The organism is Cobetia sp. MM1IDA2H-1, assembly GCF_002916775.2.
GTDB classification, from domain to species: domain Bacteria; phylum Pseudomonadota; class Gammaproteobacteria; order Pseudomonadales; family Halomonadaceae; genus Cobetia; species Cobetia marina.
The window spans coordinates 361,775-386,136 of sequence record NZ_CM133225.1 but is presented as its reverse complement, the minus strand read 5'-3'; the positions used below and the strand labels follow the sequence as shown (position 1 = coordinate 386,136).

Sequence of the window (24,362 nt, the reverse complement as noted above, 5' to 3'; positions counted from 1 at the left end):
GGCCACCCTCTGCCAGCCGGCAGGGAGCAGGGACTAGCCATTGATGCTCAACCTCAGACCGGCGGCGATGGCAAGCGGCGCCAGCAACAGTGCCAGCGCCAGCATCGCACCCAGCATGGCCAGGTGGGCGGCGCTGGGCATGCCGGTGACGGCGCTCTGCACCGCGCCGGCGCCGAAGATCAGCACGGGAATGTACAGCGGCAGGATGATCAGCGAGAGCAGCACGCCGCCGCGCCGCAGCCCGACCGTCAGCGCCGCGCCGATCGCGCCGATCAGCGACAGGCTCAGACTGCCCAGCGCCAGCGAGGCGATCAGCACCCCGAAGGCGCCGCTCGGCAGCCCCAGCATCACGCCCAGCAGCGGTGCCATCAGCGCCAACGGCAGACCGGTCAATAGCCAGTGCCCCGCCACCTTGGCCAGCACCAGCAATGGCAACGGCTGGGGGGTCAGCAGCAGTTGCTCAAGGCTACCGTCGTCGAGGTCCTGCCGGAACAGCCCCTCAAGTGACAGCAACGTGGCCAGCAAGGCCGCCACCCACAGCAGCCCCGGCGCCAGTGTCGCCAGCAGCGCCTTGTCCGGCGAGATCCCCAGCGGAAACAGCGTGATCACCAGGGCGAAGAATACCAGCGGGTTGATCAGCTCACTGCGCCGGCGCAACGCCTGACGCAGGTCGCGTCGAAGTGTCGCCTTGAGTGCTCCACCCAACGAGCAGGCAACGGGAGACTCGGACAATGGTGTCAGAGGATCATGTCTCATGCCCAGGCGCCCTCCCTCGACTCCGCGCCAGCGCGTTGCCCAAGGCCTATTCGGCGCAATCGCGAGACATCCGAGAAGCGATGGTGGGTCGTCATCACCACGCTGCCACCCCGTTCGGCATGCGCCAGCAGCAGCGCCTCCAGCGCCTGGACGCCATCGATGTCGATGGCGGTGAAGGGCTCGTCGAGCACCCACAGTCGACGCGGTGTCAGATGCAATCGCGCCAGGGCGATGCGCCGCTGCTGACCAGCCGACAGCTGCTGGGCCGGGACATCCTCGAAGCCGGCAAGCCCCACGGCGTCCAGCGCTGCCCAGGCGAGCGAGCGTCGCTCCGCGGCGTTTCGAGAAGATGCAGCGTCACCGAGCGCCTGATACCAGGCAAGATTTTCCAATGCCGTCAGCGTGCCCTTGATGCCGGGCTGGTGACCCAGATAGAGCAGTGATCCCAGAAAATCGTCGCGCACCCGCGAGGCAGGCTGCCCCTGCCAGAGCACTTCGCCTTCGTGATCATGGAACTGCCCGGACAGAATCTTGAGCAGGGTGGTCTTGCCACTGCCATTGGGGCCTTCGATCTGCAGGATCTCGCCCGCCGCGAGGCTGAAGTCGAGCGCCTGGAACAGCCAGCGCTCATCGCGCTCACACCCAAGCGCCCGCACCGCCAGCAAGGGCGGCACGCAACGGGCTTCATCGCTGACTGGCTGGATCGACATCCCGACATCTCGCGGCTGGTCAGTCGCGGAGCGCGACATCAGAGGCTGGTCCCGAGGGATCCAATCGCGTCATTCTACGAGCTGAAGCCGGCACTGACCACCGGTCGCCCGAATGACGCGACCCGCACGCTTCGAGCCTTGCACGGGAGTCAAGTTCTCGCGCGCTCCATCAGCAAAGCATGGTGCACATTCATACGACACACCCATCGCCTGATTGGCATCGACGCCCGACTCACCCCTTGCCACCTCGCGCTGGCTTGCTATGATGCAGACACTGTATACAAAAACAGTACTCATACAGTATCGTCATCGCATGCCTGGCATTGCCCGGGCAGCAGACCGAACGGGTCGGCTCTCATCGCGTTGTCATCATGTTCGCAGAGCCTATCAGGCCGCAGATGAACTCAGCCTGACGACCTTTCACGCTGCATCGCAGGTCGGCTCCCTCTGCCGACCGCACAGCATCAGGGGATAGCTCATGTCACGTCTTCACGCTCCACACTACCTTCAGCGCCTTCACAATCTGCCGCTCAATGACGAGGCCTGGCAGGAAATCACTGCCAGCGACATGATGGATATCCCGTTGCTCGGCAACATCACCGCCGGCATGCCCATCGAAGCCATCGCCGACTGCGGCACGATCGCCGTGCCGACGCGCATGGTGCGACGCAACACCTACGCCCTGCGCGTTCGCGGCCACTCGATGATCAACTGCAACATTCATGATGGCGACATCATCATCATCGAGCGCAGTGAAAGTGCCGAGAACGGTGAGACCGCCGTGGTGATGATCAACCAGCAGGAAGTGACGCTGAAGAAGCTGTATATCGAGAAGAGCGGTGTACGCCTGCAACCGGCCAACGACAGCATGGCCCCCATCTACCTCAAGAATGCCGATATCGAAGTGCTGGGCATGGTGATGGGTGTCGTACGCGGCAACGCCGTCACTCATTGAGGGCGACGCTTTGCTAAGATGGCACGATGAGCTATCAGATACCTGCACTGGCGCCAGAGGCGCATCACGAGCACAGCATCGAGATCGAGAAGAGCCGCTTCATCGCCTGGCTGGCCCACGCTCCGACACCAGACGCCATGACGCGGCTGCTGGAACAGGCGCATCTCGCCCATCCCAATGCACGTCATCACTGCACGGCATTCATCGCGGGTGCGCCGAATGAGCAGAATGCCATCGGCTTCTCCGATGACGGAGAGCCGGGTGGTACCGCCGGCAGGCCGATGTATCAGGTACTGGAAGGCAGCGGCGTGGGGCAGATCGCCTGCGTGGTGATCCGCTACTTCGGCGGCATCAAGCTGGGCACCGGTGGTCTGGCTCGTGCATACAGTCGTGCCGTGCTCGACGCCCTCGAGCGACTGCCCACCACCACCTTCACGCCGCGTACACCCAGACGCCTCAAGGTCGGATTCGCTCATGAGGCCGACGTGCGTCACTGGCTGAGCGGCTACGATGTACCGGTGGATGCCAGCGACTATGCCGCCGATGGCGTGGTGTTGACGGCGGGCTGGCCGCAAGGCGGCGCTCAGCCGCCGCTGGAAGAGCTGCATGCGCGCCTCAAGGGCGCACTGGAAGTGCTCGAAGACCAAGGCTGAGCGTTTCCGGCCACTGGCTCCTCCCCCAGTAACCTCTGCTTCCCGATAGCACAAACGCCACCGCCGCTCCTCTCAGAGCGGCGGTGGCGTTTTCATTCATCATGCTCAACCAATGTGACTCAGCTACGGCAGATACACCGGGTCAGAGAGAATCTACGTAGTTGGCGATGCCTGTCCTGGCCTCTGACAGAGCTCCCACCTTTGGCTCATCGCCCATGTTGAGGCCTTCAGCGTATACGAAGTGCTGATCCGTGATGCCCATCAGCCCGAGCATGGATGTGAGATGCGGCGTCTGGGAATCCAGGTCACTGCCTGCATACATCCCGCCACGTGCTGCCAGCACCAGTGCCTGCTTGCCTTCCAGCAGACCTACCGGCCCCTTCTCGGTGTAGCGGAAGGTCTCGCCGGCACGCAGCACCCGGTCAAACCACGCCTTCATCTGCGTCGGCAGGCCCAGATTGTAGAGCGGTGCCGCGATGACCAGCAGGTCTGCCGCTCTCAGCTCGGCCAGGAAACCATCGGACAGCTCGGCGAGCTTGCGTTGCTCAGCGCTTCGCTCATCCGCCGGCGTCATCCATGCCTGCATCTCGGCGGCGCCCAGGTGCGGAAGGTCGCGCTCGACCAGATCATGATGCGTCAACTGATGCTCGTGACCGGACGCCTGCAAGGCATCCACGAACGCGGAAGCCAGTTCACGAGAGTTGCCTTTTTCTCCGAACAGGGAAGATGAGACCAGCAGAACATTGAGCGGTGTGGCAGACATGGCAGGTTCTCCGCAGACAGAAAGGACGATTTCCCATCACGAGCCAGGCTTGGCATCCGTTGCCCGTGATGGAGAGCTGCCCGCCATGATAGATGAACTCCGTGGCACAAAAAGCGATAAAGATCGCACCAACCATTCGAAAAAATCGACGAAAAGACGTCATGTCAGGGGAGGTATGCCTCTCCACAGCCACTCAGATCTCGAGACTCTCCCCCTTTTCGCGTCAGAGTCAGCTCGGAGGTCAGCGGATACGGGGTACCTTGCATGGTGTCGAAGCAGGCACCCGGCGTCAGGCTCAGTTTCAGCCACCCCCTGCCGGCTGAAGCGCGCGGCAAGCGCGCCGACAGCACCTTGCCATGCTTGCCGTCGTCATTGACCCGATAGGGTAACGTCAACTGACTGAGCGACGATGACTCCTGCTCCTGCTTGCCGCTCTCGTTCCCGGCAACGCCAGAGCTACCGTCATCGGTGCCTGTAGCGTCCTGCGACGCCCGCGCCTTGCCTTGCACGGCACCCAACAGGTCGGGCGATGCCGTCACCGTCATCCGGTTATGCGCTCGATCCAGACTGATACGCCACTCAGGCTCGTGACCCTGTGCCACCAGCAGCGGCTGGTCATCGGGGATCTGGATGGTGCGCTGATCATCCTGAACGCACTCAAGATTGCCGCGCGCATTGTGCAGCGTGGCTTCCCGCCCCTTGAACCAGACTTCCAGTTCACGGGCTCCCCCCTCGGCCTGTTGACGCTGCCGCTCGGAGACCGGGGCGTCATTGGCCCGATAACGGGCGCCGGAAGCACTCACCACATGCCCCAGGGCGTAGGCGTGCTGACGCGACCATAGCCGCAGCCAGCCTTCAGCAGTCGCCTCCTGAGGGGTGTCCGTCGCCACAGAGACGGGAGGCCTGCCCCTCGCGTCCTGTTCATCACTGAAGGCCATCAACAGATCCTGCGCCGGCGTACAGCGCCAGACCTGATACTCGCTGGCCCCCCGAGGCGGCAGGAAGGTCGCGGGCAATGTCACCGCCGGCGCCTGACCCAGCGACTCGGCACTGGGTACCCTGGGCTTGACTGGTTTCGTGGCAGGACGCACTTCAGGAATCTTCAGCGGTGCCGGCATCACCTGCGCACTCGGCGCATCACGCGATTCATCCGACAGCATGGAGCAGCCACTCAGCAGCGCCATCATCGACACGCACAGGAGATTGGCCGAGGCGCCTGTCGAGATACCTGTCGCAGTGCATGTCGAGATAGTGGCCACCTGACGCCCGCCACGCCAAGGCGAGACATCTGGCGCCGAACAGGCAGCAGCCCTCGTATGATCCGGGCGCGAATGAAACGGAAACATGAAAAGCCCTCCCTGGGCATGCCTGACGACAGAACGTAACGCACCGCACTCCGGTAGAGGCGGCGACACAGCGTGATTTCAAGGCGTAGAGAGCAACGCCATCCTGGCGCATGAAGAAAGTCTATCAAGCGCAGCCAGCCTTGTGGGCCTCGATTCACGGCAATTCCCATGAGGTGCCGTCATCGTGAAGACACTGGCACTGCCTGCATGAGATGCCTCCCTCTGCGATGGCCATGTCGAGATCCATCAGGCTCAGGGGGAATGCCCAACGGAGCTCCTTGACGCTTCCTCGCGCAGCAGCGATTGACCTGCGCTGCACTTCACCCAAGAATTGAATGAAAATGAACTGTTCACTCATCCAAATGAGCAAAACTCATCATGCTCGAACTACGCCATCTCCGCACGCTGCTGGCACTGCGTGATGCCGGCTCGCTGGTCGAGGCTGCCGAGCGCATCCACCTCACCCAGTCCGCCCTCTCACATCAACTGAAGGACCTGGAAGAGCGCCTGGGCACGCCGCTGTTCATTCGCAAGACGCGCCCGGTCGAGTTCACCCGTGCAGGGCAACGCCTGCTGTCACTGGCAGAACAGGTACTGCCGCAATTTCGCATGGCAGAGCGTGACATCGCGCGCATGGCAGGCAGTGAGCAAGGACGGCTGCATATGGCCATCGAATGCCACAGCTGCTTCCAATGGCTGATGCCGACGGTGGATCGCTTCCGGGATCACTGGCCGGAGATCGAGGTCGACATTCCTTCGGGCCATAGCTTCTCTCCCCTCCAGGCGCTGGGTCGCGAGCAGCTGGACCTGGTCATCACGGCCAATCCGGTGGAGATGACCGGTATCCAGTACCTGCCACTGTTCCGCTACGAAGTCATGCTGGCCGTGGCACGCCAGCATGCACTGGCTCTCAAGGGCCGTGTGGAACCGGAAGACCTGCGGGAAGAAGTGCTGATCATCTACCCTGTCGAGCATGACCGACTGGACGTGTTCACCCAGTTCCTCGAGCCCGCCAACATCAGCCCTCGCGAGATCCGCCATGCCGAGATGACGGTCATGATGATGCAGCTTGTCGCCAGCGGTCGCGGCGTGACGGCACTGCCCAACTGGGCATTGGCCGAATACCTGACCCGCGATTATGTTCGTGGCCTGCCTCTGGGCGACGGAATCTGGGCGACGCTCTATGCCGCGGTGCGAGAGGATCTGCTGGGCACTCCCTGGATGGATGATTTCCTGCGCACTGCCCGCGAGACCTCCTTTGAGGTGCTCAGCGGCGTGAAGCCAGCCTGAGCCAATGCCCCAAGGCATCTCCGGACAACCACTTGAACGACAAGAGCCCCGTCCCACTGCGCTTCTCGTGCAATGGGACGGGGCTCTTGTTCATGGCATGCCTCTGCGGGGCGTACCAGGTCACCGATACTGCATTTTTTTCACGCACACAAACAGAAGCGCCCCAGCATGAGCTGGGGCGCTTCTAGACATCTATCATCTCACACGGAACGGATTCCGCAGCGAGTGATGATCAGTCGATAGCCTTGACGTTGGCTGCCTGCAGGCCTTTCTGGCCCTGAGTCACGTCGAAGGAGACCTGCTGGCCGTCCTGCAGGGTCTTGAAGCCTTCTGCCTGGACTTCGGAGAAGTGAACGAACAGATCGTCACCGCCGTCAGCCGGAGCAATGAAACCAAAACCTTTCGCGTCGTTGAACCACTTAACTGTACCAGTTGCCATGAGAAATTCCTCTCTGATTAGCATGTTTGAAATAACGGGCATTACCCGAAGAGCGTGGGCAAAGCAAAACCATGCATCAAATCAGCGAGGCATTTCGGGGCGCTCAAGGCGTTTTACCGAGCAGCACAGGCGACTGAGTGGTGCGTCTTGCTATCCAACAGGGGTTACCTTGCACCTTAAGCCATGATCCCGTCAAGCCTTTTCGGTAATGATGTCATCTATCATGAAGGCGCTGCCAGGCAAGCCAGGTGGTATAGCCCCCTGCAGGCAGCTGAAGATTGGGCGCGTCCGTGCCCAGCAGCAGTGACTCTCCGGTGAGCTGGACTCGCCGCGCCAGCGTCACGCCACTCCAGTCCGCGATGCTCGCGACGTCTACCTGATGACGGACCTCCTGACGCCGCTCATCCCAGCACCAGCGCCCACAATAGGCAAAGCCCTGCCGAAAGGCCGCCATCAATTGATCATCAGTGGGCGCCACCCCTAGAGGTTCACGCTCACGAGCCGCCAGCTGAACGCTCATGAAGCCATTGGGGAGATAGTGCAGCTGACCCGCACACCTCCCCAATGGCTCCCATTCACGCCCATCCGGCCAGGCATACCAGAAGCGTTGCAGCTCCCAGGAGCCGATCAATGCGTCATGCAGAGCCCCGACGTCACGGCTCGCATCTTGCAGATTCATCCACTTGCCCTCCTCGCTGATGACATCGCTTCGCACCACTGCGTATCACGATAGAGTAGCATCGCTCAGGTGCGCTGCCCGTCATCCCCCTCCCCGGGGGTCACGGGCGGCAAGGAAGGAGGCGCCTCACGTCCCAGCTTGCTGCTGGACAAGGGCAGCAGCAGGCTGAAACGTGCCCCTTTCAGGGCGATGCCCCGATCGACCACCACGCTTCCGCCATGAGAGTGCATGATCTTCTGCACGATGGAGAGCCCCAGGCCATAGCCACCTGAAGATCGCGTGCGTGAATCATCCAGTCGCGCGAATGGCTTGAAGACCTTCTTGCGGTCCTCCTCGCCCACGCCGGGGCCATCATCCTCGACATCGATACGTACCACCTGCGGGTCTCTGGAGATGCGCACCAGCACACGTGAATCTGCATGCCGACAGGCATTCGAGACCAGATTCTGCAGCGCACGCTGCAGATAGCGTGCCTCGGCCTCCACGTCAAAGGCACCGCCTTCAATGCTCAGCAGCAGCTCAGGATGCAGTGGCGCCAGGGTTTCACAGACCTGTTCCGCCACTTCCCGACAGTCCACCGCTCCCAGATCCAGCTGAACCCCGGCGGCGTCATTGAGGCGTGCATAGGTCAGGATCTCGTCGATCAGCTTGTCGAGCTCCTCGATGTCACCATCGGCGCCCTTGATCTGCCGGAGCACGAAGTCATCATCCACCATGTCCTCGATCATCTGCAGCGCGAAGCGGATACGTGCCACCGGGGTACGCAGCTCGTGGGAGACGGCGCGAATCATGTCCTGCTGGGCTCCCAGCAATCCCTGCACGCGTTCGGCCATGCCATTGAAGGCCATGCCGAGACGACCAAGAAAGTCATTGGTCTCGATCCTGACCCGCGTATCGAGGTAGCCGCCGGCAATCCGGGTCGCCGCCTTCTCCAGTCGAGTCAACCGTGCCTCCAGCGAACGCACGACCAGATAGATGACACCTCCCAACAGGCTGATGACGGCCAGAATCATGGCAACGATCAATGCCGCCGGGGTCGTCTCGAAGACCTGCAGCGGCCCGACCTTGATCAGGTTGTGACCCTCCAGGCGGGTATAGAGCGCCAGCGCCTGCCCATGGCTTGCCATGTTGAGCACCACTCGCTGGTCGTTGATCCGCCCGACCTGTTGCGCATCCAGCCCGTTGGGCATATCAGGCAATTGAGCGAAGGCCAGCCCGGAGGCATCCTGCAGCTCCGACAACAGAGCGACACGCTGCTCCGGTGCCATGGGCAACAAGGTTTCCCGCAGCAACGACATCAATCCCCGCAACTGTCGCTCAGCCAGATGCAGCAGCCTGAGCTCCAGCACCTGCTCCTCGCCCGGCACCTGCATCAGTAGCTGCCAGCCGGCATCCTGATGCTCATGCACCAGAGGCCGGCCGGCAGCCAGACGGCGCTTCTCCCACCAGTTGAGGTCGAATACCTCGACAGGCGCCAGCATCAGCCGCGCATCCAGCAGGCGCGAGGAGCGCTCCAGCAGGCTCGACCTTTCGGCAGGAGGCGCCTCGGCCACCTGCCGGGTCAGCAGCAGCATCGGCGCCGCCCCCAGGCGGGTCTGGTAGGCCTCGAGTCGGACAGCGTTGGTCAGCTGATAACCGCCCAACGCCACGCCCAGCGTCAGGAGCAACGCCAGCAGCAGCACCACGTAGACGCGCAGGAAGATACTGTCAGACAGCGCACGCCGCATGAATCAGAGGTCCTTGACGAACAGGTAACCCTTGCTGCGTACCGTCTTTATCCGCTCAGGGTGATTGGGATCATCACCGATCTTGGGCCGGATGCGCGAGACGCGCACGTCAATGGAGCGATCCTGGCCGTCATACTTGATGCCACGCAGCGCCGAGAAGATCTCTTCACGAGTCAGCACGCGCCCGGCATTGGAAGACAGCAGCCACAGCAGGTCGAACTCGGCACTGGTCAGCTCGATACGCTCACGCGCCAGCCAGGCTTCACGGGTAGCGTTGTCGATCTCCAGGTCATTGAAGACGAGACGCGTCTCGCCTGCCGCCTCTTCCGGGCCGTCGGCCCGCCTGAGCAAGGCACGCATGCGCGCCAGCAACACGCGAGGCTGCACAGGCTTGGGCACGTAGTCATCGGCGCCCATCTCGAGGCCCAGCACCTGATCCATGTCATCAGTACGTGCCGTCAGCATCAGAATGGGGCCGGAGAACTGGGGCCGCACGCGACGACAGATGGACAGGCCATCCTCGCCCGGCAGCATCAGATCGAGGATCACGATGTCGGGGCGCAGGCTGATGATCAGGTCCACTGCCCGGCCGCCATCGTGTTCGACGCTGACGCGGAAGTTGTTGGCTTCGAGATACTCACGCGTCAATGTCGCCAGACGCTCGTCATCCTCGACAATCAGTACATGTTCTTGCGCATTGGTATCCAAGGGCATTCCATCCGCATCGTTGGGTCGGCGTGGCCAGCGGCTCACAGGGAGTTACCGTCCTGTGCCACGTCGTAACCTTTTCAGGGTGATTTGTCACGAATGATACGCCAATTTGGGGATTTACGCGCCAGCTGTCCCGCACACATGCGCACTGACGAGGGGCAAAGAAATTAACACGCAATGTCTTGACATCCCCGGGCGGCAGGCACGGATTTTCAACCACACCTTACCCACAAGTTATCCACTTGCACGACCCCAAAAACAACACTATCTTGTGTCCAAATTCAGCTCACACCCCATATGTAGGGTTTTGGCGACGTCCGCACCCATAAGCCGGAAAGGCAATTTTCAAGCCTCAAGTCAAGCCCGAAAGAGATGATTCAGCAGATGGCGCGGCAACGCATGATCTGCCGCGACCAAGCTGTCATCGGTACCGAATTTCCTGTCTGACCGCCTTTCAGTGGCCTGACGGGTCATGCCAGCCGAGACAGCGATCAGACGATATGTCAGCCAGCCGTACGTGATGGCACGCCCCACCGGGTGCCTCGCCGGCAGTGACACACGCTTTGCCCACGGGCCCTCGCCGGGCAACGATTCACCTTCAGACGATTCAGGAAGGCGTCATGGATTCCACTTTCAGCACCGATCAGGCGGCAGTCGACGTGACCGCACCCCAGCGCCTGCGCGTCATCAAGCGCACTGGCGATGTTGCGCCCTTCGATGCCAGCAAGATCTCCGTCGCACTCTCCAAGGCGTTCATCGCCGTGGAAGGCGATCAGGTCGAGTCCAGCTCGCGCATCCGCGATCTGGTCCAGCAGCTGACCAGCCAGATCACCGATGCCTTCCAGCGTCGCATGCCTGATGGTGGCACTCTGCATATCGAAGACATCCAGGACCAGGTCGAACTGGCCCTGATGCGCTCCGGCGAGCACAAGGTGGCCCGCGCCTACGTTCTCTACCGTGACGAGCACGCCCGTGCCCGCAGCGCCCAGAGCGAAGGCATCGCCAAGCCGCACCCGACCATCAATGTCACCCACCTCGACGGCAGCGTGCGTCCGCTGGATCTGGGCCGTATCGAGACCCTCGTCTTCGATGCCTGCGCCGAGCTCTCCAACGTCGATGCCCAGAAGATCGTCGATGACTCCCTGAAGAATCTGTACGACGGCGTGCCGGTCGATGGCGTGTCCACCGCGCTGATGATGACCGCGCGTACGCTGGTCGAGAAGGACCCGAACTACACCTACGTCACCGCCCGCCTGCTGCAGGACAACCTGCGCCGCGAAGCCCTGAGCTTCCTCAAGGTCGCTGACGAGGCCACCTTCGGCGAGATGAAGGAGCACTACCCGGTCGCCTTCAAGGCCTACATCGAGAGCGGCATCGCCTTCGAGCAGCTGGATGAGCAACTGGCCACCTTCGATCTGGATCGCCTCGGCGCGGCCATCGATCACACACGTGACAACCAGTTCACCTATCTCGGCCTGCAGACCCTGTACGACCGCTACTTCCTGCACCAGAACGACGTGCGCTATGAGCTGCCGCAGGTCATGTTCATGCGTGTCGCCATGGGTCTGTCCCTGAACGAGGAAGACCGCGAAGGTCGCGCCATCGAGTTCTACGAGCTGCTGTCCAGCTTCGACTACATGGCCTCCACGCCGACCCTGTTCAATGCCGGTACCCGTCGCAGCCAGCTGTCCAGCTGCTACCTGACCACCGTGCCGGACGCCCTCGACGGCATCTACGGCGCCATCCGCGACAACGCCATGCTCTCCAAGTGGGCGGGGGGTCTCGGCAATGACTGGACGCCGGTGCGCGCGCTGGGGTCCTACATCAAGGGCACCAACGGCAAGTCCCAGGGCGTCGTGCCCTTCCTGAAGGTCGTTAACGACACCGCCGTTGCCGTCAACCAGGGTGGCAAGCGCAAGGGCGCCGTCTGTGCCTATCTGGAAACCTGGCACATGGATGTCGAGGAATTCCTCGACCTGCGCAAGAACACCGGTGATGACCGTCGTCGTACCCACGACATGAACACCGCCAACTGGGTGCCGGACCTGTTCATGAAGCGTGTCTTCGATGACACCGAGTGGACCCTGTTCTCGCCGTCCGACTGCCCGGACCTCCACGACCTGTACGGCGCGGCCTTCCAGGCGCGTTACGAGCAGTACGAGGAGATGACCCGTCAGGGCCAGCTGAAGCTGTTCAAGCGCGTCAAGGCGCGTGATCTGTGGCGCAAGATGCTCTCCATGCTGTTCGAGACCGGCCACCCGTGGATCACATTCAAGGACCCGTGCAACCTGCGCAGCCCGCAGCAGCACGCCGGTGTCGTGCACTCGTCCAACCTGTGCACCGAGATCACCCTCAACACCTCCGAGGATGAGATCGCGGTCTGCAACCTGGGCTCGATCAACCTGGCGCAGCACGTCATCGACGGCAAGCTGGATGGCGACAAGCTCAAGAAGTCGGTACGTACCGCCGTGCGCATGCTCGACAACGTCATCGACATCAACTACTACGCCGTTCCGCAGGCGCGTCGCTCCAACATGCGTCACCGTCCGGTCGGCCTCGGCATCATGGGCTTCCAGGACGCGCTCTACGCGCAGTCCATCGCCTATGCCTCCGAAGAAGCCGTGACCTTCGCCGACGAATCCATGGAACTCGTCAGCTATCACGCCATCGAAGCTTCCAGTGATCTGGCGGCAGAGCGTGGCCGTTACGAGAGCTTCGACGGCTCTCTATGGAGTCAGGGCATCCTGCCGATCGATTCCATCGAGAAGCTCAAGACCGAGCGTGGCGCCGACTACATCGAGATGGACGAAAGCCAGACTCAGGACTGGGACTACATCCGCGAGAAGGTCCGCACCCAGGGCATGCGCAACTCCAACGTGATGGCGATCGCGCCGACCGCAACGATCTCCAACATCTGCGGCGTCTCGCAGTCCATCGAGCCGACCTACCAGAACCTGTTCGTCAAATCGAACCTGTCTGGCGAGTTCACCGTGGTCAACGCCTACATGGTCAACGACCTCAAGGCGCGCGGCCTGTGGGACGAGGTCATGATCAACGACCTCAAGTACTACGACGGCAGCGTCCAGCCGATCGAGCGCATTCCGGAAGACCTCAAGGCGCTGTACGCCAACGCCTTCGAAGTCGAGCCGAAGTGGATCGTCGAAGCCGCCTCGCGTCGCCAGAAGTGGATCGACCAGGCGCAGTCCCTGAACCTGTACATCCAGGGCGTGTCCGGCAAGAAACTGGACGTGACCTACCGCATGGCATGGTTCCGTGGCCTCAAGACCACCTATTACCTCCGTGCTCTAGGTGCGACCGCCGTGGAGAAGTCCACCGTCGATCGCAGCAAGCACAACGCCGTCGGCAACGCACCGACTCCGGCTCCTGCTCCCGCGCCGACCCCGGCACCGGAAGCCAAGCCGGAACCGCGTGGCATCGAAGACTTCCTGCAAGGCAAGAGCGGTCAGCGTGCCCCCTCCGCCAGCAACATCGATGAGCTGGGCTGTGAGGCCTGTCAGTAAGCGATTGCGCAAGACTCGAGTCAGGCCCTGCCTGACTCCCCGCCTGCGATGACATCCCCGGCAGGCGGGCTGCGGCACTTTCTCAAGACCGAGCCTGGCTCGGTCTTGTGCCGACACAACAATCACTGCCTCCTGACATTGTCTCGAAACACGGCCCGGGCCTGACCTTCCCTCTCGGCAGATCACGCCTCTCGATGGCGCCAGCGTCGCAGGACGCACCGCCAACGCCTTCTTGTCACGCTGATTGCCCGCGTGACCACTACGAACACGAGGAACGCAACATGTTGAACTGGGACGATTTCCACGAAGACGAAGCCCCCGCTGCCGAGAAGCCGGCCGCTGCCAAACCGGCGCCGCAGGCCGAAGCCCCGTCGGCTGCCCCTGCGGCTGAAGTTGCCGTCGCGAGCGAGAACAGCGAAGGCTACGCGGTCAGCGAAGCGGAACGCATCGCCCGCGCCCAGCAGGCGCTGGACGATCTTGACGTGGCCAAGGGTCTGGAAGAACTGGAAATGGGTGCCCAGCGCATTCAGGTCGACGAGAAGCGCATGATCAATGCCCGCGCCGACGTCAACCAGCTGGTGCCCTTCAAGTACGACTGGGCATGGCAGAAGTACCTCGACGGCTCCGCGAACCACTGGATGCCGCAGGAAGTGAACATGAACGCGGACATCGCGCTCTGGAAGAGCCAGGACGGCCTGACCGAAGACGAGCGTCTGATCGTGATGCGCTCGCTGGGTTACTTCTCCACTGCCGACTCGCTGGTCGCCAACAACCTGGTGCTGGCCGTCTACAAGAACATCACCAACCCGGAGTGCCGTCAGTACCTGCTGCGTCAGGCCTTCGAAGAGGCGATCCACACCCACGCCTACCAGTACTGCATCGAGTCCCTGGGCATGGACGAAGGCGAAGTCTTCAACATGTACCGTGAAGTGGACTCCGTGGCGCGCAAGTCCGCCTGGAGCCTCAAGCACACCCAGGCGCTGGCGCGTGCCGACTTCCACACCGGCACCCCGGAAGCGGACCAGGAATTCCTGCGCAACCTGATCGGCTTCTACGCCGTCACCGAAGGCATCTTCTTCTACTGCGGCTTCTCCCAGATCCTGTCCATGGGTCGTCGCAACAAGATGACCGGCGTCGCCGAGCAGTTCCAGTACATCCTGCGTGACGAGTCCATGCACCTGAACTTCGGCATCGACGTGATCAACCAGATCAAGGTCGAGAACCCGCACCTGTGGACCGCCGAATTCCAGGACGAAGTCACCCAGATGATTCTGGAAGGCACCCAGCTCGAGATCGAATACGCGCGTGACACCATGCCGCGCGGCGTTCTGGGCATGAACGCGGCCATCATGGAGGAATACCTCCACTTCATCTGCAACCGTCGCCTCGCGCAGCTGGGCCTCAAGGAGCAGTTCCCGGGCGCCAAGAACCCGTTCCCGTGGATGTCCGAGATCATCGACCTGCGCAAGGAGAAGAACTTCTTCGAGACGCGCGTCACCGAATATCAGGTCGGCGGTGCCCTGAGCTGGGATTGATCGCTGATCACTCCCTCTCCCGGAGACAGGCACGCGACTGACGCCTGTCTCCGCTGAGCACCCCAACGGGCCATGTCATTGATATGGCCCGTTTTTGCGTCCAGCGTCCGCACAGGGTAGGCTTCGCGCCGTCCCGACTCTCCCCGGCTTCACGTGAAAGGAACGAACATGCAACTCGGTATCATCGGACTCGGCCGCATGGGCGGCAACATCGCCCGCCGCCTGATGCGCAATGGCCACGAAGTGGTCGCCCATGACCGTGACGAGGCGATTGCCCAGTCACTGGTCGCTGACGGCGCCACCCACGTCGACAATCTCGCGGCGCTGGTCCAGCAGCTGAAGGCACCGCGTGCCGTGTGGGTCATGTTGCCGGCGGGCGAGATCACCGAGCAGACCATCAGCGCACTGGCCGAGCTGATGGAAGCCGGCGACACCATCATCGATGGCGGCAACACCTTCTACAAGGACGACATCCGTCGTGCTGCCACGCTGAAGGACAAGGGTCTGAACTACGTGGACGTGGGCACCTCCGGTGGCGTGTGGGGCCTGGAGCGCGGCTACTGCATGATGATCGGCGCCGAGAAGGCCGTGTTCGATCATCTCGAGCCGCTGTTCGACACCCTCGCCCCCGGCTATGGCAACCTCGAGCGCACCAAGGGTCGCAATGCCCCGGATGAGCGCGCGGAACGTGGCTATATCCACGCAGGCCCGGTCGGTGCCGGCCACTACGTGAAGATGGTGCACAACGGTATCGAGTACGGCCTGATGCAGGCCTACGCCGAAGGCTTCGAGCTGATGCAGAGCAAGGGCTCCGAGGACCTTCCGGAAGACCAGCGCTTCGACCTCAACCTGGCCGATATCGCGGAAGTCTGGCGTCGTGGCAGCGTCGTCTCCTCCTGGCTGCTCGACCTGACCGCCCAGGCGCTCGCCGGCGATGCGCGCCTGGATCACTACAGCGGTGCCGTCTCCGACAGTGGCGAAGGCCGCTGGACCGTCGATGCCGCCGTCGAGCAGGGCGTTGCCGTGCCGGTGCTGGCAAACGCGCTGTTCTCGCGTTTCAGCTCGCGCAAGGAAAACACCTACGCCAACCGTCTGCTGTCCGCGATGCGCTTCGGCTTCGGTGGTCATGTCGAGCCGCCCAAGCAGGACTGATCTTCCGCTGACGCATCAGACGTGAAACGCCCCGCTCATGGTCTCCCATGAGCGGGGCGTTTCGTTGGCGAGGCCATCGTTGGCAAGACAGCATGAGCATCAGAACCTGTCAGTCTGACTATCTGGCCGGCCTCTCCTGCCCGGCAGTCTCGTCAGCCGCCACGCCCCGCAACCGGCGTGAGTGTCATCTGCTGCCCCCGCATGTTGATATCGAACTCGCCTAGAAAGCTCATTCCCAGCAGCACCACCTCATCATGCATGCCCGGCACGATGGCCCCGCGCACCTCGCGCTGGTTGAGCCCCGCCAGACTGACGACATCCAGCGTGGTCAGTGCGCCATGGCTCACCCCATTGGCGGTGGTGAAGCGGGCATCGCGCCCGCGCGGCAACGCCAGACGCTCGGCCAGTGATTCGGACACCGAGACATAGGTGGCGCCGGTATCCAGCAGGAAGGTCACCGGCTCACCATTGATCTCGCCGGGGGCCACGAAGTGCCCTGAGCGGTTGCGCGTCAGGGTCAGCGGCTCCCCCTGGGACAATGCCTGACCGGCCAGCGAGGCATTCGGGCGGGTACGCTCCTCGAGCTGCCCCTGGAACCACCACACCAGCATGCCAAGTATCAGCCCCCAGCACAGCACCAGCATGCCGATACCGTAACGCCGGGTTGTCCCCTGGCCTTCAGAATCCTTCATTCACCCTCACCTCTGACAGCCGGTTGCCAACATGCGTCCCCCTCCATGCCACCGGCCCTCTTAATGCTACCGGCCTTATTCATGCTACCGGCCCTCTCAACAACAGACGCAGCGCCACCAGACACAGCGCGACCCCCAGCGCCAATGGGACGCCGATCAACCAGCCGCGCGTGCCAGGCAGACTGGCCTCGTGAGGCGCACTGCGTCGATAGTTCACGGCCACGGTCTCGCCGACCGCAGGCGTCGGCGTCTGCACCGCCAGCGGTGATACATATTCATGCCAACCGCCACGCCTGTCCTGATAACGCACGATGGGCGCGTACTGGATCGACTCGACATTGAAGCGCCCCCCCGGCGGCAAGCCTGCCATCGCCAGGGCCTCGTCCTCACTCAACTCACCGCCCTTGGGCAGATGGATGCGGCCGCGCCCTTCCACGTTCAGGGCGCGATCATGACTGATCACCTCTCCCATCACCTGGACGCTTTCCCGTGCGAGTGATTGTGCGTACTGCCAGCGAAGCGCACCCAGTAACAGCAGCGCTACGCCGATGATCAACAGTCCCCAGGGTAATACCATGCGCTGCCTCCTGCGTAGGTTGGCCATCATGTCTGGCGGGAACTCGCCGAGCGGGCTGCCTGAAGCGTCTCGTCCGACACGACATGCGCCACGCCCTGCTCCCGACCACCAGCCGCTTCCAGCATGTCACTCAAGGTCTCGAACTTGCGCCAGCGGGCGTGCGCCAGAGGTGTCACTCCCTCGGCATCCGCGAGATTGACGTCAGCGCCGTGATCCAGCAGCTGCTTGACCACCTGTTGATAGGCATCCCCGCCGTCCCCCAGCAATACGGCTTCGATCAGCGCCGTCCAGCCAAGGCGATTCTGATGATCAGGCGGCACGTCCGTCTGCTCCAGCAACACGCGACAGATATCCGCATGGCCGCGCTCGCTGGCGGACATCAGGGCCGTGGAGGAGAAACGATTGAGCACCGTGGCCGAGGCACCGTGCTCAAGCAGGCAGGTCAGGCAATTGCCATATCCCAGCGCCGCGGCAGCCAGCAATGGCGTGTCATGCAGAGCGTCAGTCTGCTCGCTGTCAGCTCCCGCGGCCAACAGCACCGCCACCGCTTCGGGCTGATTGGCCTGCACGGCCACCATCAACGGCGAGCGTCCGCGATAATCGACATCATTGAGGCGCTCACGCGCCCCGGGCTCGGCAAGCGCTTCCCTGAGCCCTTCCAGATCCCCACGCTGAGCGCACATCGTCATGTCCTTCATGCCCACCTCCTGACGCCTGAGAATTCACACGACTCCTGTCTGACAGCCTATGCGATCCTGAAGACGACCGTTAGCCTCCCTGCGTTCAATCTCCCCCTTGCACACCCGTCAACCCTCTCCCGGGGTCACTGTCACGCGCGCATCCCGCTGCCGGAACAGGGGAGATATCAGGCATAAAAAAAGCGCCCCCGAAGGAGCGCCAGTTCGTCATCACCGCAGGGCGCGGCAGACGAGACTCAGAAACGAAGCCCGTCCGGCTGCCAGCCGAACCCCCTTAGAATACGGTGCGGCTGGCGTGACGCCCAATCATCTCTCGGGATCGAGATGATAGCCAAGCCCTATGAGTTGATATCTGTCAATAGGCTAGCATCAAAGGACTGCAGGACACCCCTCTTCCCATCAGGCCGTGGGCTTGGTCCCCACCAGCGGTGAGCTGGGCAGCCAGACATGCGCCGCCAGGCCGCCCAGAGCGGAGCGCTCCAGCCTCAGCTCGCCGCCATACAGCGCCATCAGGTCGTCCACGATCGCAAGCCCGAGTCCTGAACCGGAGCGCCCCTCATCGAGACGTGCACCACGCCCCAGCGCGGCGGCGCTCTGCTCGTCGCTCATGCCCGGGCCATCATCCTCGATGACCAGCAGCACACCGCCATCGCGGGACTCGCTGGTCACACGTACCTGCTGCTGCGCCCATTGCAGCGCGTTCTCGAGCAGATTGCCGACCATCTCCTGCAGGTCCTGCGGGTCGACGCGCACACCGGCATCATCCTCCAGCGCGAGACTGAGGGTGATGCCACGCCGGCTCGCCAGGCGCCCAAGGCCATCAAACACCGGCCCGGCGGCCTCGCGCAGACTGACTCGCCCACTGAGATGCGCACCGCCCGCGGCACTCGCCCGCGCCAGATGGTGACGCACGGCCTCATCGATACGTCGCAATTCGGCATCGATGCGGGCGCGGTCCTCGCCATCAAAGCGCTCGGACTGGGCCTTGAGCACACTGACTGGCGTCTTGAGCGCATGCGCCAGATTGCCCGCCGCGGCACGCCCACGCTCGATCAGGCGTTGATCTCGCTCCAGCACTGCATTGATCGCGCGCGTCAGCTCTGTCAGTTCAGGCGGCAGGCGTGTTTCCTCCAGCCTGTCTGCCTCACCCTCCGCGACCCGCTTGAGGCGTGCCCGCAACCGCCGAAGCGGTGCCAACCCCCAGCTGATCTGCGCGGCGGAGCCACACACCAGCAACGACGCCAGCGCGACAAGCGCTCCCGCCAGCAACCACTCGAAACGCGCGACCTCGGCGTCCACCTCGCTGCGACTCGCCGCCACCATCACATGCAGTGGCTGGCTGCGGCCCGGCAGGCGAATATCACGCTCGATGGCGCGCAACGACTGATGACGCGGCCCGTCGAGATCCCGGCTCAGGAACCCGTCGGCACTGATCTCATCGCGAATCGGCAGGCGTTGATCCCACAGCGAGCGCGAGGTCAGCACATTGCCGTGGCGATCGGAAATCTGCCAATACCACCCGGAGTAGGCCTGATCGAAACGCGGATCACCCAACGAGCGCGTAAGCCCCGGACGGCCCTTCTCGCGATCGAACTGGATCGCGGCGATCAACACCTTCGACAGCGACAGCAGCCGCTGGTCAAAGGCCGTCGTCACCGCATCCCGAAAGCTCCACGCCAGCCCCAGACCGGTCAACGGCATGACGATCAAGGCGATGACCAGCGAGCCACCCAGCAGTCGCCGGCCGACGGACAATGGCTTCATGCGTCGCGGCCGTCCGCTCCCGCTGCGCCGGCCCCGTCTGCGCCACCCGATTCGGCATCCGGGTCGCGCAGGCGATAACCGCGACCGCGCAGCGTCTCGATACGCTCAGCCCCCAGCTTGCGACGCAGGCGGCTGATCTGGACATCGATGACATTCGAGTCGGGTTCGTGGTCGCGGTCATAGACATGCTCGACCAGCTCCGAACGGCTCACCACGCCGGGCACGGCATGCATCAGGTGCATCAGCAACCGCGTCTCCTGTGCCGTCAGTGACACGGGGCGCCCCGCCAGGCTGACGGTGCCGCCATGCGTATCACAGGCCAGATCCCCCAGCTTGAGCACCGGATGGGCATGCCCGCGCGAGCGACGCACCAGCGCGCGCAGGCGGAAGATGACCTCGGCCGTCTCGAAGGGCTTGGTCACGTAATCATCCGCACCGGCAGAGAAGCCGGCCGCCTTGTCCGACCAGCGCTCACGCGCCGTCAGCACCAGCACCGGGACTTCGATGCCGGCCTCACGCCACTGGGCCAGCCAGCGGGTGCCATCACCATCCGGCAGGCCAAGGTCCAGCACCACCGCATCATAGCGCTCGGTCTGCACCAGAAAATCGGCATCGGCACCATTGACGGCATGCTCGACCAGCACATCTGCCTCACTGAGGCGTGCCATCAGCGCTTCGGCCAACGGCATGTCATCTTCCACCAACAATATCTTCATGAATTCTGGGCACTCCTGGGCAGTCGCTATCCGGTGACGGATACCGCGTCACGGCATCACACGAGGACACTGCTGCAAGCATAACGGTCCTCAGGGGTCTTCGGCACCCTCAAGACCACCCGTTGGCTGACGCTCGCTCAGGGATGGCGACGGGCCTGCCGGGCTCTCGAGAGCATGACGGCGCATCGCGTCCAGATTGACGCCACGCACCTCACGCAGCTCTCCATCCGCGGCCCGTACGGTGAACTTGGCCATCTGGCCCTGCGGTCCGAGCATCTCGACCTCGTAGATCAACTCGCCATGGATGTCTTCAAGCTCCACCTCGACCACCTGCCCCAGCCAGTCACGCTCGAGACTGTCCAGCAGTTCAGACAGTGAAATGACACGGCCGGCAGCCACCTCATCGTGCAGGCTACGCCAGCGCTCACTGTCACACAGCGCATGCGGCGGCATGGCCAGGACACCGATCAGCAAGCCGCCCAGCCCCAGGCACAACCATCCATAGCGTTGCCGCCATTGGCTGACGCGGGATGCGCTGGCGCCTGTCTGGGCCTTGCGGGGAGTCGGCATGACGGAAAACCTCTTGAATTGCGGCGGGTCTGGTGCGCCGCGACGGGCGCTGATGCTCGACAAGCATCCTGGCAATGGAATGTGCAAGCAAACCTGCGTTGGAACAGCGCGGACGCCAGCGGAAGCGCACGGATGACCGCATGCCGCAAAGACTGACAGGCAGCAATGAACCTCAGATGAATCCCCCTCTCAGTGTCATGCAAGGTCGCATGTCTCACAGTGAGGCCATGTTCCACTGCCTTGAGGAGGCGTCCATGCCGTCATCTCCTGCCTCTCCCAGTGTGAAGGAGGCTCGCTCTCGGGCCATCAGCATCCGGCTGGCGGGGCGCTCCATCGTGAACCTTCGCCAGCGACTGGGAGCGGGCGCTCTCGGCCTGATGCTGGGCTCGGTGCCCGCCTATGCCAACGGCATCGAGGATCTCCCTCCCCAGCATCGACTGAGTGCTTCCACGCTGGGCACGGGGTTGGATGACACTCGTCGCGAGGTGGCCGCGCTCGCCACGGCGAGCGGGCACAGTCCCGATAGCTCTGGCAGTCCTGGCAGCCCTGACAGGCGTGCTGCGGGGATGGGCAATGACAATGGCGATGCCACGTCAGGGCAAGCGGCACCGGACTCGCAGCGCGATCACGGAGGCTCTCACGAAAGCTCTCGCCTTCTGTCCACGGGGCTGGCTCCGGAACTGCTGACCCAGCTGATGATGCGAGCCAGCCACAGTGGGATGCGTCAATTCAGTGGCATGGACATCGTGGCGAATCAGGTCCGTTTCACCGGCTGGGGGCGAGACGGCTGGGAGATGGAACTGTCCATCAATCGCGCGGATGGCGAGCTGATCGATGAGGCGCTACGCCGCCAGACCCGCCAGACGGAGGAAGGGGCAATGGGGAGAAACAGCCTGCGTCAGACCTTGAATTTTGCCGCCAGCGACGGCATTGAAAGAATACGCAGTGTCGACGTGGAGGCGCATGCCATCCGAATCGTCGGACTGGACGGGCAAGGCCGACAGCAGACCCTGTCCTTGAGCCTGCCCACCCTCGCCAGCACGATGCCGGGCGGATGACGCTCGGACCTGACGGCCTCCACCGCGCCCCTGCGGACACGACAATCGCCTTGACGACAACGCTGCCAACCTCGATGCTGAGATCATGAGGCAGCCAAAGGCATGACGAATCTCGCAGGGGCCTGCAGTACCGCCCTGGCTCAGGTGCTTCAGGCGCTGACAGCCAAATGAGACACCCCACTTTCCAGACCCGATACCCCCGACCATCCACCTTCACACATCGGGTCTTCCCTGCCCGGCCCATCGGCCCGGCAACCATTGCGGAGAATCAACATGCAAGGCCAACAGCACAACACTCTCTGGAACCAGGCTCGCCAATGGCAGGCCAACGCCGGCAACCAGCGTCCTTCTCAAGGCCTGTCCGGCCTCAAGCTGGTCGCTGCCTGGCTGATCGGCGGTGTCGTCATGATCTTCAGCCTGTTCGCGGCACTGATCATGATGGTACTGGGCATCATCATGCTGCCCTTCATCCGCCGGCGCATGAAGAAGCGCATGAGCGAGATGCAACAGCGCATGCAGGAAGCCCAGGACAAGGCCAACGGCCGCCAGAACTATTCGCGGGATGCGACACGTGAAGACGGCAGCAGTACCGCGACACTGGATGGTGAGTACCAGGTCAAGGAATAAGCCCCGACACCGATGACCGATGACCGATGACCGATTCAGGGTCACACGACGCAAGAAGGCCGCCCCACGGGGCGGCCTTCTTCGTTTCAGCGGCCTGACGCTACACAGGCAAGCTCAGGTGCCTGACCCTCACACGCGATAGACGCTGGCGGTCATCACCTTGGACATCAGCCGCATGGCGCTCTTCAGCGGCCCCGGGAAGCGATGTCCTCCGGCCTCCAGCGCCCATTGCTCATGATGGGCTTCATCGATCTCCATCTGCCGCAGCACCGCGCGTGAACGCTGATCGCCCTCGGGCAGTGTCTGCTGGTGCTTCGACAGGTGCTCGCCTACCAGCTCCTCGGTCGCGGCCACGAACCCGAGGCTGACCTTGTCGTTGATGGCGCCGGCCGCTGCCCCGAGCGCAAAGCTCGTCATGTAGAACAGTGGATTGAGCAGGCTGGTATTGGCATCCAGCTCGACGAGACGTGCATCGCACCAGGCGAGATGGTCGATCTCCTCCTGAGCGGCAAGCTCCATCTGGCTGCGCGTTTCCGGCAGACGCGCCGTGAACCCCTGGCCCTGGTACAGCGCCTGGGCGCAGACTTCACCGGTGTGATTGATGCGCATCAGACCGGCAGCATGCTGACGCTCCGCATCACTGATCTCGCTGTCCACGATATCGTCTGCCGGGGTAGGTCGTGACGGCTGAGCCGCATGAGGGACCAGCGTGCGCAGAACGGTATCGAACTGATGGATCAACTGGTCGGCGCGACTGTGGTGACGTTGTGCCTGACTGGCGGTGGGGTGCGTCATGTAAGAACTCCTGCACGGCGTGAGCAATGCCACCATCTTACGCAAGGCCCCCACTCACGGTAAGGGGCAGAGTGACGCTGTCGTCGTCGGTACGTCTGAATCTCGCATCGCTCCGACATCTCCTGCCTGCAGCCTGCAGAACAAGACCGGGCATGACGCTTTCACGTCATGCCCGGTATGCGCCCGTGTGCCGCACGCTTGTATATCGCTAGCCGCTACCTGCCCGCAAACCGCCGGTACAGGCGCCTGCTCTACGCCGGCTCAGCCAGCCGGCCAGGTGAAGCGGCGACCACCCATCAGGTGCATGTGAATATGATAGACCGTCTGGCCGCCATCTTCATTGCAGTTCATCACCACACGGTAGCCATCGTCGGCGAAGCCGTATTCCTTCGCCAGTCTGGCGGCGGTGTACTGCAGGCGTCCCACCGTGGCCAGCTGGCTTTCCTCGATATCATTGAGCGTGGCGATGTGCTGCTTGGGAATGATCAGCACATGGGTCGGCGCCTGAGGGTTGATGTCATTGAAGGCCAGCACCTCCTCATCCTCATAGATGATATCGGCGGGAATCTCGCGATTGATGATCTTGCAGAACAGACAGTCCATGACACCTTCTCCCTCGACAATGACG

At 62.9% G+C, this 24,362-nt stretch carries 24 protein-coding genes; 8 read left to right on the top strand and 16 right to left on the bottom strand.

What is annotated here, in order from left to right; translation table 11 throughout:
• Positions 1–33: 33 nt before the first annotated feature.
• The gene (gene ccmB, locus BOH68_RS01795; protein ID WP_077378925.1) at positions 34–756 is read right to left on the bottom strand and encodes a heme exporter protein CcmB; all 723 of its coding nucleotides are present in this window, start codon (positions 754–756) and stop codon (positions 34–36) included.
• On the bottom strand, positions 753–1,466 hold the full coding sequence (ccmA, locus tag BOH68_RS01790) for a cytochrome c biogenesis heme-transporting ATPase CcmA (RefSeq protein WP_077379364.1): 714 nt from the start codon (positions 1,464–1,466) through the stop codon (positions 753–755). Before ccmA ends, ccmB begins: the two co-directional genes overlap by 4 nt.
• Positions 1,467–1,944: 478 nt before the next feature.
• Here ccmA and BOH68_RS01785 point away from each other — a divergent pair, with 478 nt between their 5' ends.
• Both BOH68_RS01785 and BOH68_RS01780 read left to right on the top strand, forming a co-directional pair.
• Entirely contained in the window at positions 1,945–2,421 is a 477-nt protein-coding gene (locus BOH68_RS01785; protein ID WP_077378921.1) for a LexA family protein, read from the top strand.
• A gap of 26 nt (positions 2,422–2,447) precedes the next feature.
• Entirely contained in the window at positions 2,448–3,074 is a 627-nt protein-coding gene (locus BOH68_RS01780; RefSeq protein ID WP_077378918.1) for an IMPACT family protein, read from the top strand.
• A 142-nt stretch (positions 3,075–3,216) separates the two neighbouring features.
• On the opposite strand, the gene BOH68_RS01775 is transcribed toward BOH68_RS01780, so the two are convergent.
• Together BOH68_RS01775 and BOH68_RS01770 are read right to left on the bottom strand one after the other, a co-directional pair.
• The gene (locus BOH68_RS01775) at positions 3,217–3,837 is read right to left on the bottom strand and encodes an FMN-dependent NADH-azoreductase (RefSeq protein ID WP_077378915.1); all 621 of its coding nucleotides are present in this window, start codon (positions 3,835–3,837) and stop codon (positions 3,217–3,219) included.
• Between the two features lie 164 nt (positions 3,838–4,001).
• Complete coding sequence (locus BOH68_RS01770; protein ID WP_170877478.1) at positions 4,002–5,024, bottom strand: MliC family protein; 1,023 nt, start codon at positions 5,022–5,024, stop codon at positions 4,002–4,004.
• 537 nt (positions 5,025–5,561) lie between these two features.
• On the opposite strand from BOH68_RS01770, the gene BOH68_RS01765 reads away from it, so the two are divergent.
• On the top strand, positions 5,562–6,473 hold the full coding sequence (locus tag BOH68_RS01765) for a LysR family transcriptional regulator (protein WP_077378906.1): 912 nt from the start codon (positions 5,562–5,564) through the stop codon (positions 6,471–6,473).
• A gap of 232 nt (positions 6,474–6,705) precedes the next feature.
• On the opposite strand, the gene BOH68_RS01760 is transcribed toward BOH68_RS01765, so the two are convergent.
• From BOH68_RS01760 to BOH68_RS01745, 4 genes are all read right to left on the bottom strand, one after another.
• On the bottom strand, positions 6,706–6,912 hold the full coding sequence (locus BOH68_RS01760) for a cold-shock protein (RefSeq protein ID WP_077378903.1): 207 nt from the start codon (positions 6,910–6,912) through the stop codon (positions 6,706–6,708).
• Between the two features lie 214 nt (positions 6,913–7,126).
• Complete coding sequence (locus BOH68_RS01755) at positions 7,127–7,591, bottom strand: lipocalin-like domain-containing protein (protein WP_139345494.1); 465 nt, start codon at positions 7,589–7,591, stop codon at positions 7,127–7,129.
• Between the two features lie 65 nt (positions 7,592–7,656).
• Positions 7,657–9,318 carry a HAMP domain-containing histidine kinase gene (locus tag BOH68_RS01750; RefSeq protein WP_077378898.1) on the bottom strand — a complete coding sequence of 554 codons (1,662 nt, stop codon included), beginning with the start codon at positions 9,316–9,318 and terminating at the stop codon, positions 7,657–7,659.
• 3 nt (positions 9,319–9,321) lie between these two features.
• Positions 9,322–10,026, bottom strand: a complete 705-nt coding sequence (locus BOH68_RS01745) for a winged helix-turn-helix domain-containing protein (protein ID WP_371861098.1) — start codon at positions 10,024–10,026, stop codon at positions 9,322–9,324.
• Positions 10,027–10,649: 623 nt separating this feature from the next.
• On the opposite strand from BOH68_RS01745, the gene BOH68_RS01740 reads away from it, so the two are divergent.
• From BOH68_RS01740 to gnd, 3 genes are all read left to right on the top strand, one after another.
• Positions 10,650–13,550, top strand: coding sequence for a ribonucleoside-diphosphate reductase subunit alpha (locus BOH68_RS01740; RefSeq protein ID WP_077378892.1), 2,901 nt, complete (start codon positions 10,650–10,652; stop codon positions 13,548–13,550).
• A gap of 281 nt (positions 13,551–13,831) precedes the next feature.
• Complete coding sequence (locus tag BOH68_RS01735; protein ID WP_077378889.1) at positions 13,832–15,085, top strand: ribonucleotide-diphosphate reductase subunit beta; 1,254 nt, start codon at positions 13,832–13,834, stop codon at positions 15,083–15,085.
• A gap of 168 nt (positions 15,086–15,253) precedes the next feature.
• On the top strand, positions 15,254–16,237 hold the full coding sequence (gene gnd, locus BOH68_RS01730; protein ID WP_077378886.1) for a phosphogluconate dehydrogenase (NAD(+)-dependent, decarboxylating): 984 nt from the start codon (positions 15,254–15,256) through the stop codon (positions 16,235–16,237).
• Between the two features lie 152 nt (positions 16,238–16,389).
• Here the strand turns inward: gnd and BOH68_RS01725 are convergent, their stop codons facing one another.
• From BOH68_RS01725 to BOH68_RS01700, 6 genes are all read right to left on the bottom strand, one after another.
• Positions 16,390–16,929, bottom strand: coding sequence for a retropepsin-like aspartic protease family protein (locus tag BOH68_RS01725; RefSeq protein WP_077378883.1), 540 nt, complete (start codon positions 16,927–16,929; stop codon positions 16,390–16,392).
• A gap of 79 nt (positions 16,930–17,008) precedes the next feature.
• Positions 17,009–17,506, bottom strand: a complete 498-nt coding sequence (locus BOH68_RS01720; protein WP_077378881.1) for a DUF3592 domain-containing protein — start codon at positions 17,504–17,506, stop codon at positions 17,009–17,011.
• 26 nt (positions 17,507–17,532) lie between these two features.
• Positions 17,533–18,204 (bottom strand): ankyrin repeat domain-containing protein, encoded by a 672-nt coding sequence (locus tag BOH68_RS01715; RefSeq protein ID WP_077378878.1) that lies wholly within the window; start codon positions 18,202–18,204, stop codon positions 17,533–17,535.
• Between the two features lie 399 nt (positions 18,205–18,603).
• On the bottom strand, positions 18,604–19,968 hold the full coding sequence (locus tag BOH68_RS01710; protein ID WP_077378875.1) for a sensor histidine kinase: 1,365 nt from the start codon (positions 19,966–19,968) through the stop codon (positions 18,604–18,606).
• Entirely contained in the window at positions 19,965–20,684 is a 720-nt protein-coding gene (locus BOH68_RS01705; RefSeq protein ID WP_077378872.1) for a response regulator transcription factor, read from the bottom strand. The genes BOH68_RS01710 and BOH68_RS01705 overlap by 4 nt, the downstream gene beginning before the upstream one ends.
• 90 nt (positions 20,685–20,774) lie before the next feature.
• Complete coding sequence (locus BOH68_RS01700) at positions 20,775–21,254, bottom strand: PepSY domain-containing protein (RefSeq protein WP_176493686.1); 480 nt, start codon at positions 21,252–21,254, stop codon at positions 20,775–20,777.
• 254 nt (positions 21,255–21,508) lie between these two features.
• On the opposite strand from BOH68_RS01700, the gene BOH68_RS01695 reads away from it, so the two are divergent.
• On the top strand, positions 21,509–22,312 hold the full coding sequence (locus tag BOH68_RS01695; RefSeq protein WP_139070584.1) for a hypothetical protein: 804 nt from the start codon (positions 21,509–21,511) through the stop codon (positions 22,310–22,312).
• A gap of 273 nt (positions 22,313–22,585) precedes the next feature.
• The gene (locus tag BOH68_RS01690) at positions 22,586–22,939 is read left to right on the top strand and encodes a hypothetical protein (RefSeq protein WP_077378868.1); all 354 of its coding nucleotides are present in this window, start codon (positions 22,586–22,588) and stop codon (positions 22,937–22,939) included.
• A gap of 129 nt (positions 22,940–23,068) precedes the next feature.
• On the opposite strand, the gene coq7 is transcribed toward BOH68_RS01690, so the two are convergent.
• Both coq7 and BOH68_RS01680 read right to left on the bottom strand, forming a co-directional pair.
• A complete protein-coding gene (gene coq7, locus BOH68_RS01685) occupies positions 23,069–23,734 on the bottom strand; it encodes a 2-polyprenyl-3-methyl-6-methoxy-1,4-benzoquinone monooxygenase (RefSeq protein ID WP_077378865.1) in 666 nt (221 codons plus the stop codon).
• A gap of 261 nt (positions 23,735–23,995) precedes the next feature.
• Entirely contained in the window at positions 23,996–24,337 is a 342-nt protein-coding gene (locus BOH68_RS01680; protein ID WP_077378862.1) for a histidine triad nucleotide-binding protein, read from the bottom strand.
• Between the last annotated feature and the right edge of the window lie 25 nt (positions 24,338–24,362).

Bases quoted from the DNA above. Each gene is read 5' to 3' on its own strand.
- ccmB (WP_077378925.1), bottom strand. From the start codon at position 756: ATGAGACATGATCCTCTGACACCATTGTCCGAGTCTCCCGTTGCCTGC.
- ccmA (WP_077379364.1), bottom strand. From the start codon at position 1,466: ATGTCGATCCAGCCAGTCAGCGATGAAGCCCGTTGCGTGCCGCCCTTG.
- BOH68_RS01785 (WP_077378921.1), top strand. From the start codon at position 1,945: ATGTCACGTCTTCACGCTCCACACTACCTTCAGCGCCTTCACAATCTG.
- BOH68_RS01780 (WP_077378918.1), top strand. From the start codon at position 2,448: ATGAGCTATCAGATACCTGCACTGGCGCCAGAGGCGCATCACGAGCAC.
- BOH68_RS01775 (WP_077378915.1), bottom strand. From the start codon at position 3,837: ATGTCTGCCACACCGCTCAATGTTCTGCTGGTCTCATCTTCCCTGTTC.
- BOH68_RS01770 (WP_170877478.1), bottom strand. From the start codon at position 5,024: ATGATGGCGCTGCTGAGTGGCTGCTCCATGCTGTCGGATGAATCGCGT.
- BOH68_RS01765 (WP_077378906.1), top strand. From the start codon at position 5,562: ATGCTCGAACTACGCCATCTCCGCACGCTGCTGGCACTGCGTGATGCC.
- BOH68_RS01760 (WP_077378903.1), bottom strand. From the start codon at position 6,912: ATGGCAACTGGTACAGTTAAGTGGTTCAACGACGCGAAAGGTTTTGGT.
- BOH68_RS01755 (WP_139345494.1), bottom strand. From the start codon at position 7,591: ATGAATCTGCAAGATGCGAGCCGTGACGTCGGGGCTCTGCATGACGCA.
- BOH68_RS01750 (WP_077378898.1), bottom strand. From the start codon at position 9,318: ATGCGGCGTGCGCTGTCTGACAGTATCTTCCTGCGCGTCTACGTGGTG.
- BOH68_RS01740 (WP_077378892.1), top strand. From the start codon at position 10,650: ATGGATTCCACTTTCAGCACCGATCAGGCGGCAGTCGACGTGACCGCA.
- BOH68_RS01735 (WP_077378889.1), top strand. From the start codon at position 13,832: ATGTTGAACTGGGACGATTTCCACGAAGACGAAGCCCCCGCTGCCGAG.
- gnd (WP_077378886.1), top strand. From the start codon at position 15,254: ATGCAACTCGGTATCATCGGACTCGGCCGCATGGGCGGCAACATCGCC.
- BOH68_RS01725 (WP_077378883.1), bottom strand. From the start codon at position 16,929: ATGAAGGATTCTGAAGGCCAGGGGACAACCCGGCGTTACGGTATCGGC.
- BOH68_RS01720 (WP_077378881.1), bottom strand. From the start codon at position 17,506: ATGGTATTACCCTGGGGACTGTTGATCATCGGCGTAGCGCTGCTGTTA.
- BOH68_RS01715 (WP_077378878.1), bottom strand. From the start codon at position 18,204: ATGAAGGACATGACGATGTGCGCTCAGCGTGGGGATCTGGAAGGGCTC.
- BOH68_RS01710 (WP_077378875.1), bottom strand. From the start codon at position 19,968: ATGAAGCCATTGTCCGTCGGCCGGCGACTGCTGGGTGGCTCGCTGGTC.
- BOH68_RS01705 (WP_077378872.1), bottom strand. From the start codon at position 20,684: ATGAAGATATTGTTGGTGGAAGATGACATGCCGTTGGCCGAAGCGCTG.
- BOH68_RS01700 (WP_176493686.1), bottom strand. From the start codon at position 21,254: ATGCCGACTCCCCGCAAGGCCCAGACAGGCGCCAGCGCATCCCGCGTC.
- BOH68_RS01695 (WP_139070584.1), top strand. From the start codon at position 21,509: ATGCCGTCATCTCCTGCCTCTCCCAGTGTGAAGGAGGCTCGCTCTCGG.
- BOH68_RS01690 (WP_077378868.1), top strand. From the start codon at position 22,586: ATGCAAGGCCAACAGCACAACACTCTCTGGAACCAGGCTCGCCAATGG.
- coq7 (WP_077378865.1), bottom strand. From the start codon at position 23,734: ATGACGCACCCCACCGCCAGTCAGGCACAACGTCACCACAGTCGCGCC.
- BOH68_RS01680 (WP_077378862.1), bottom strand. From the start codon at position 24,337: ATGGACTGTCTGTTCTGCAAGATCATCAATCGCGAGATTCCCGCCGAT.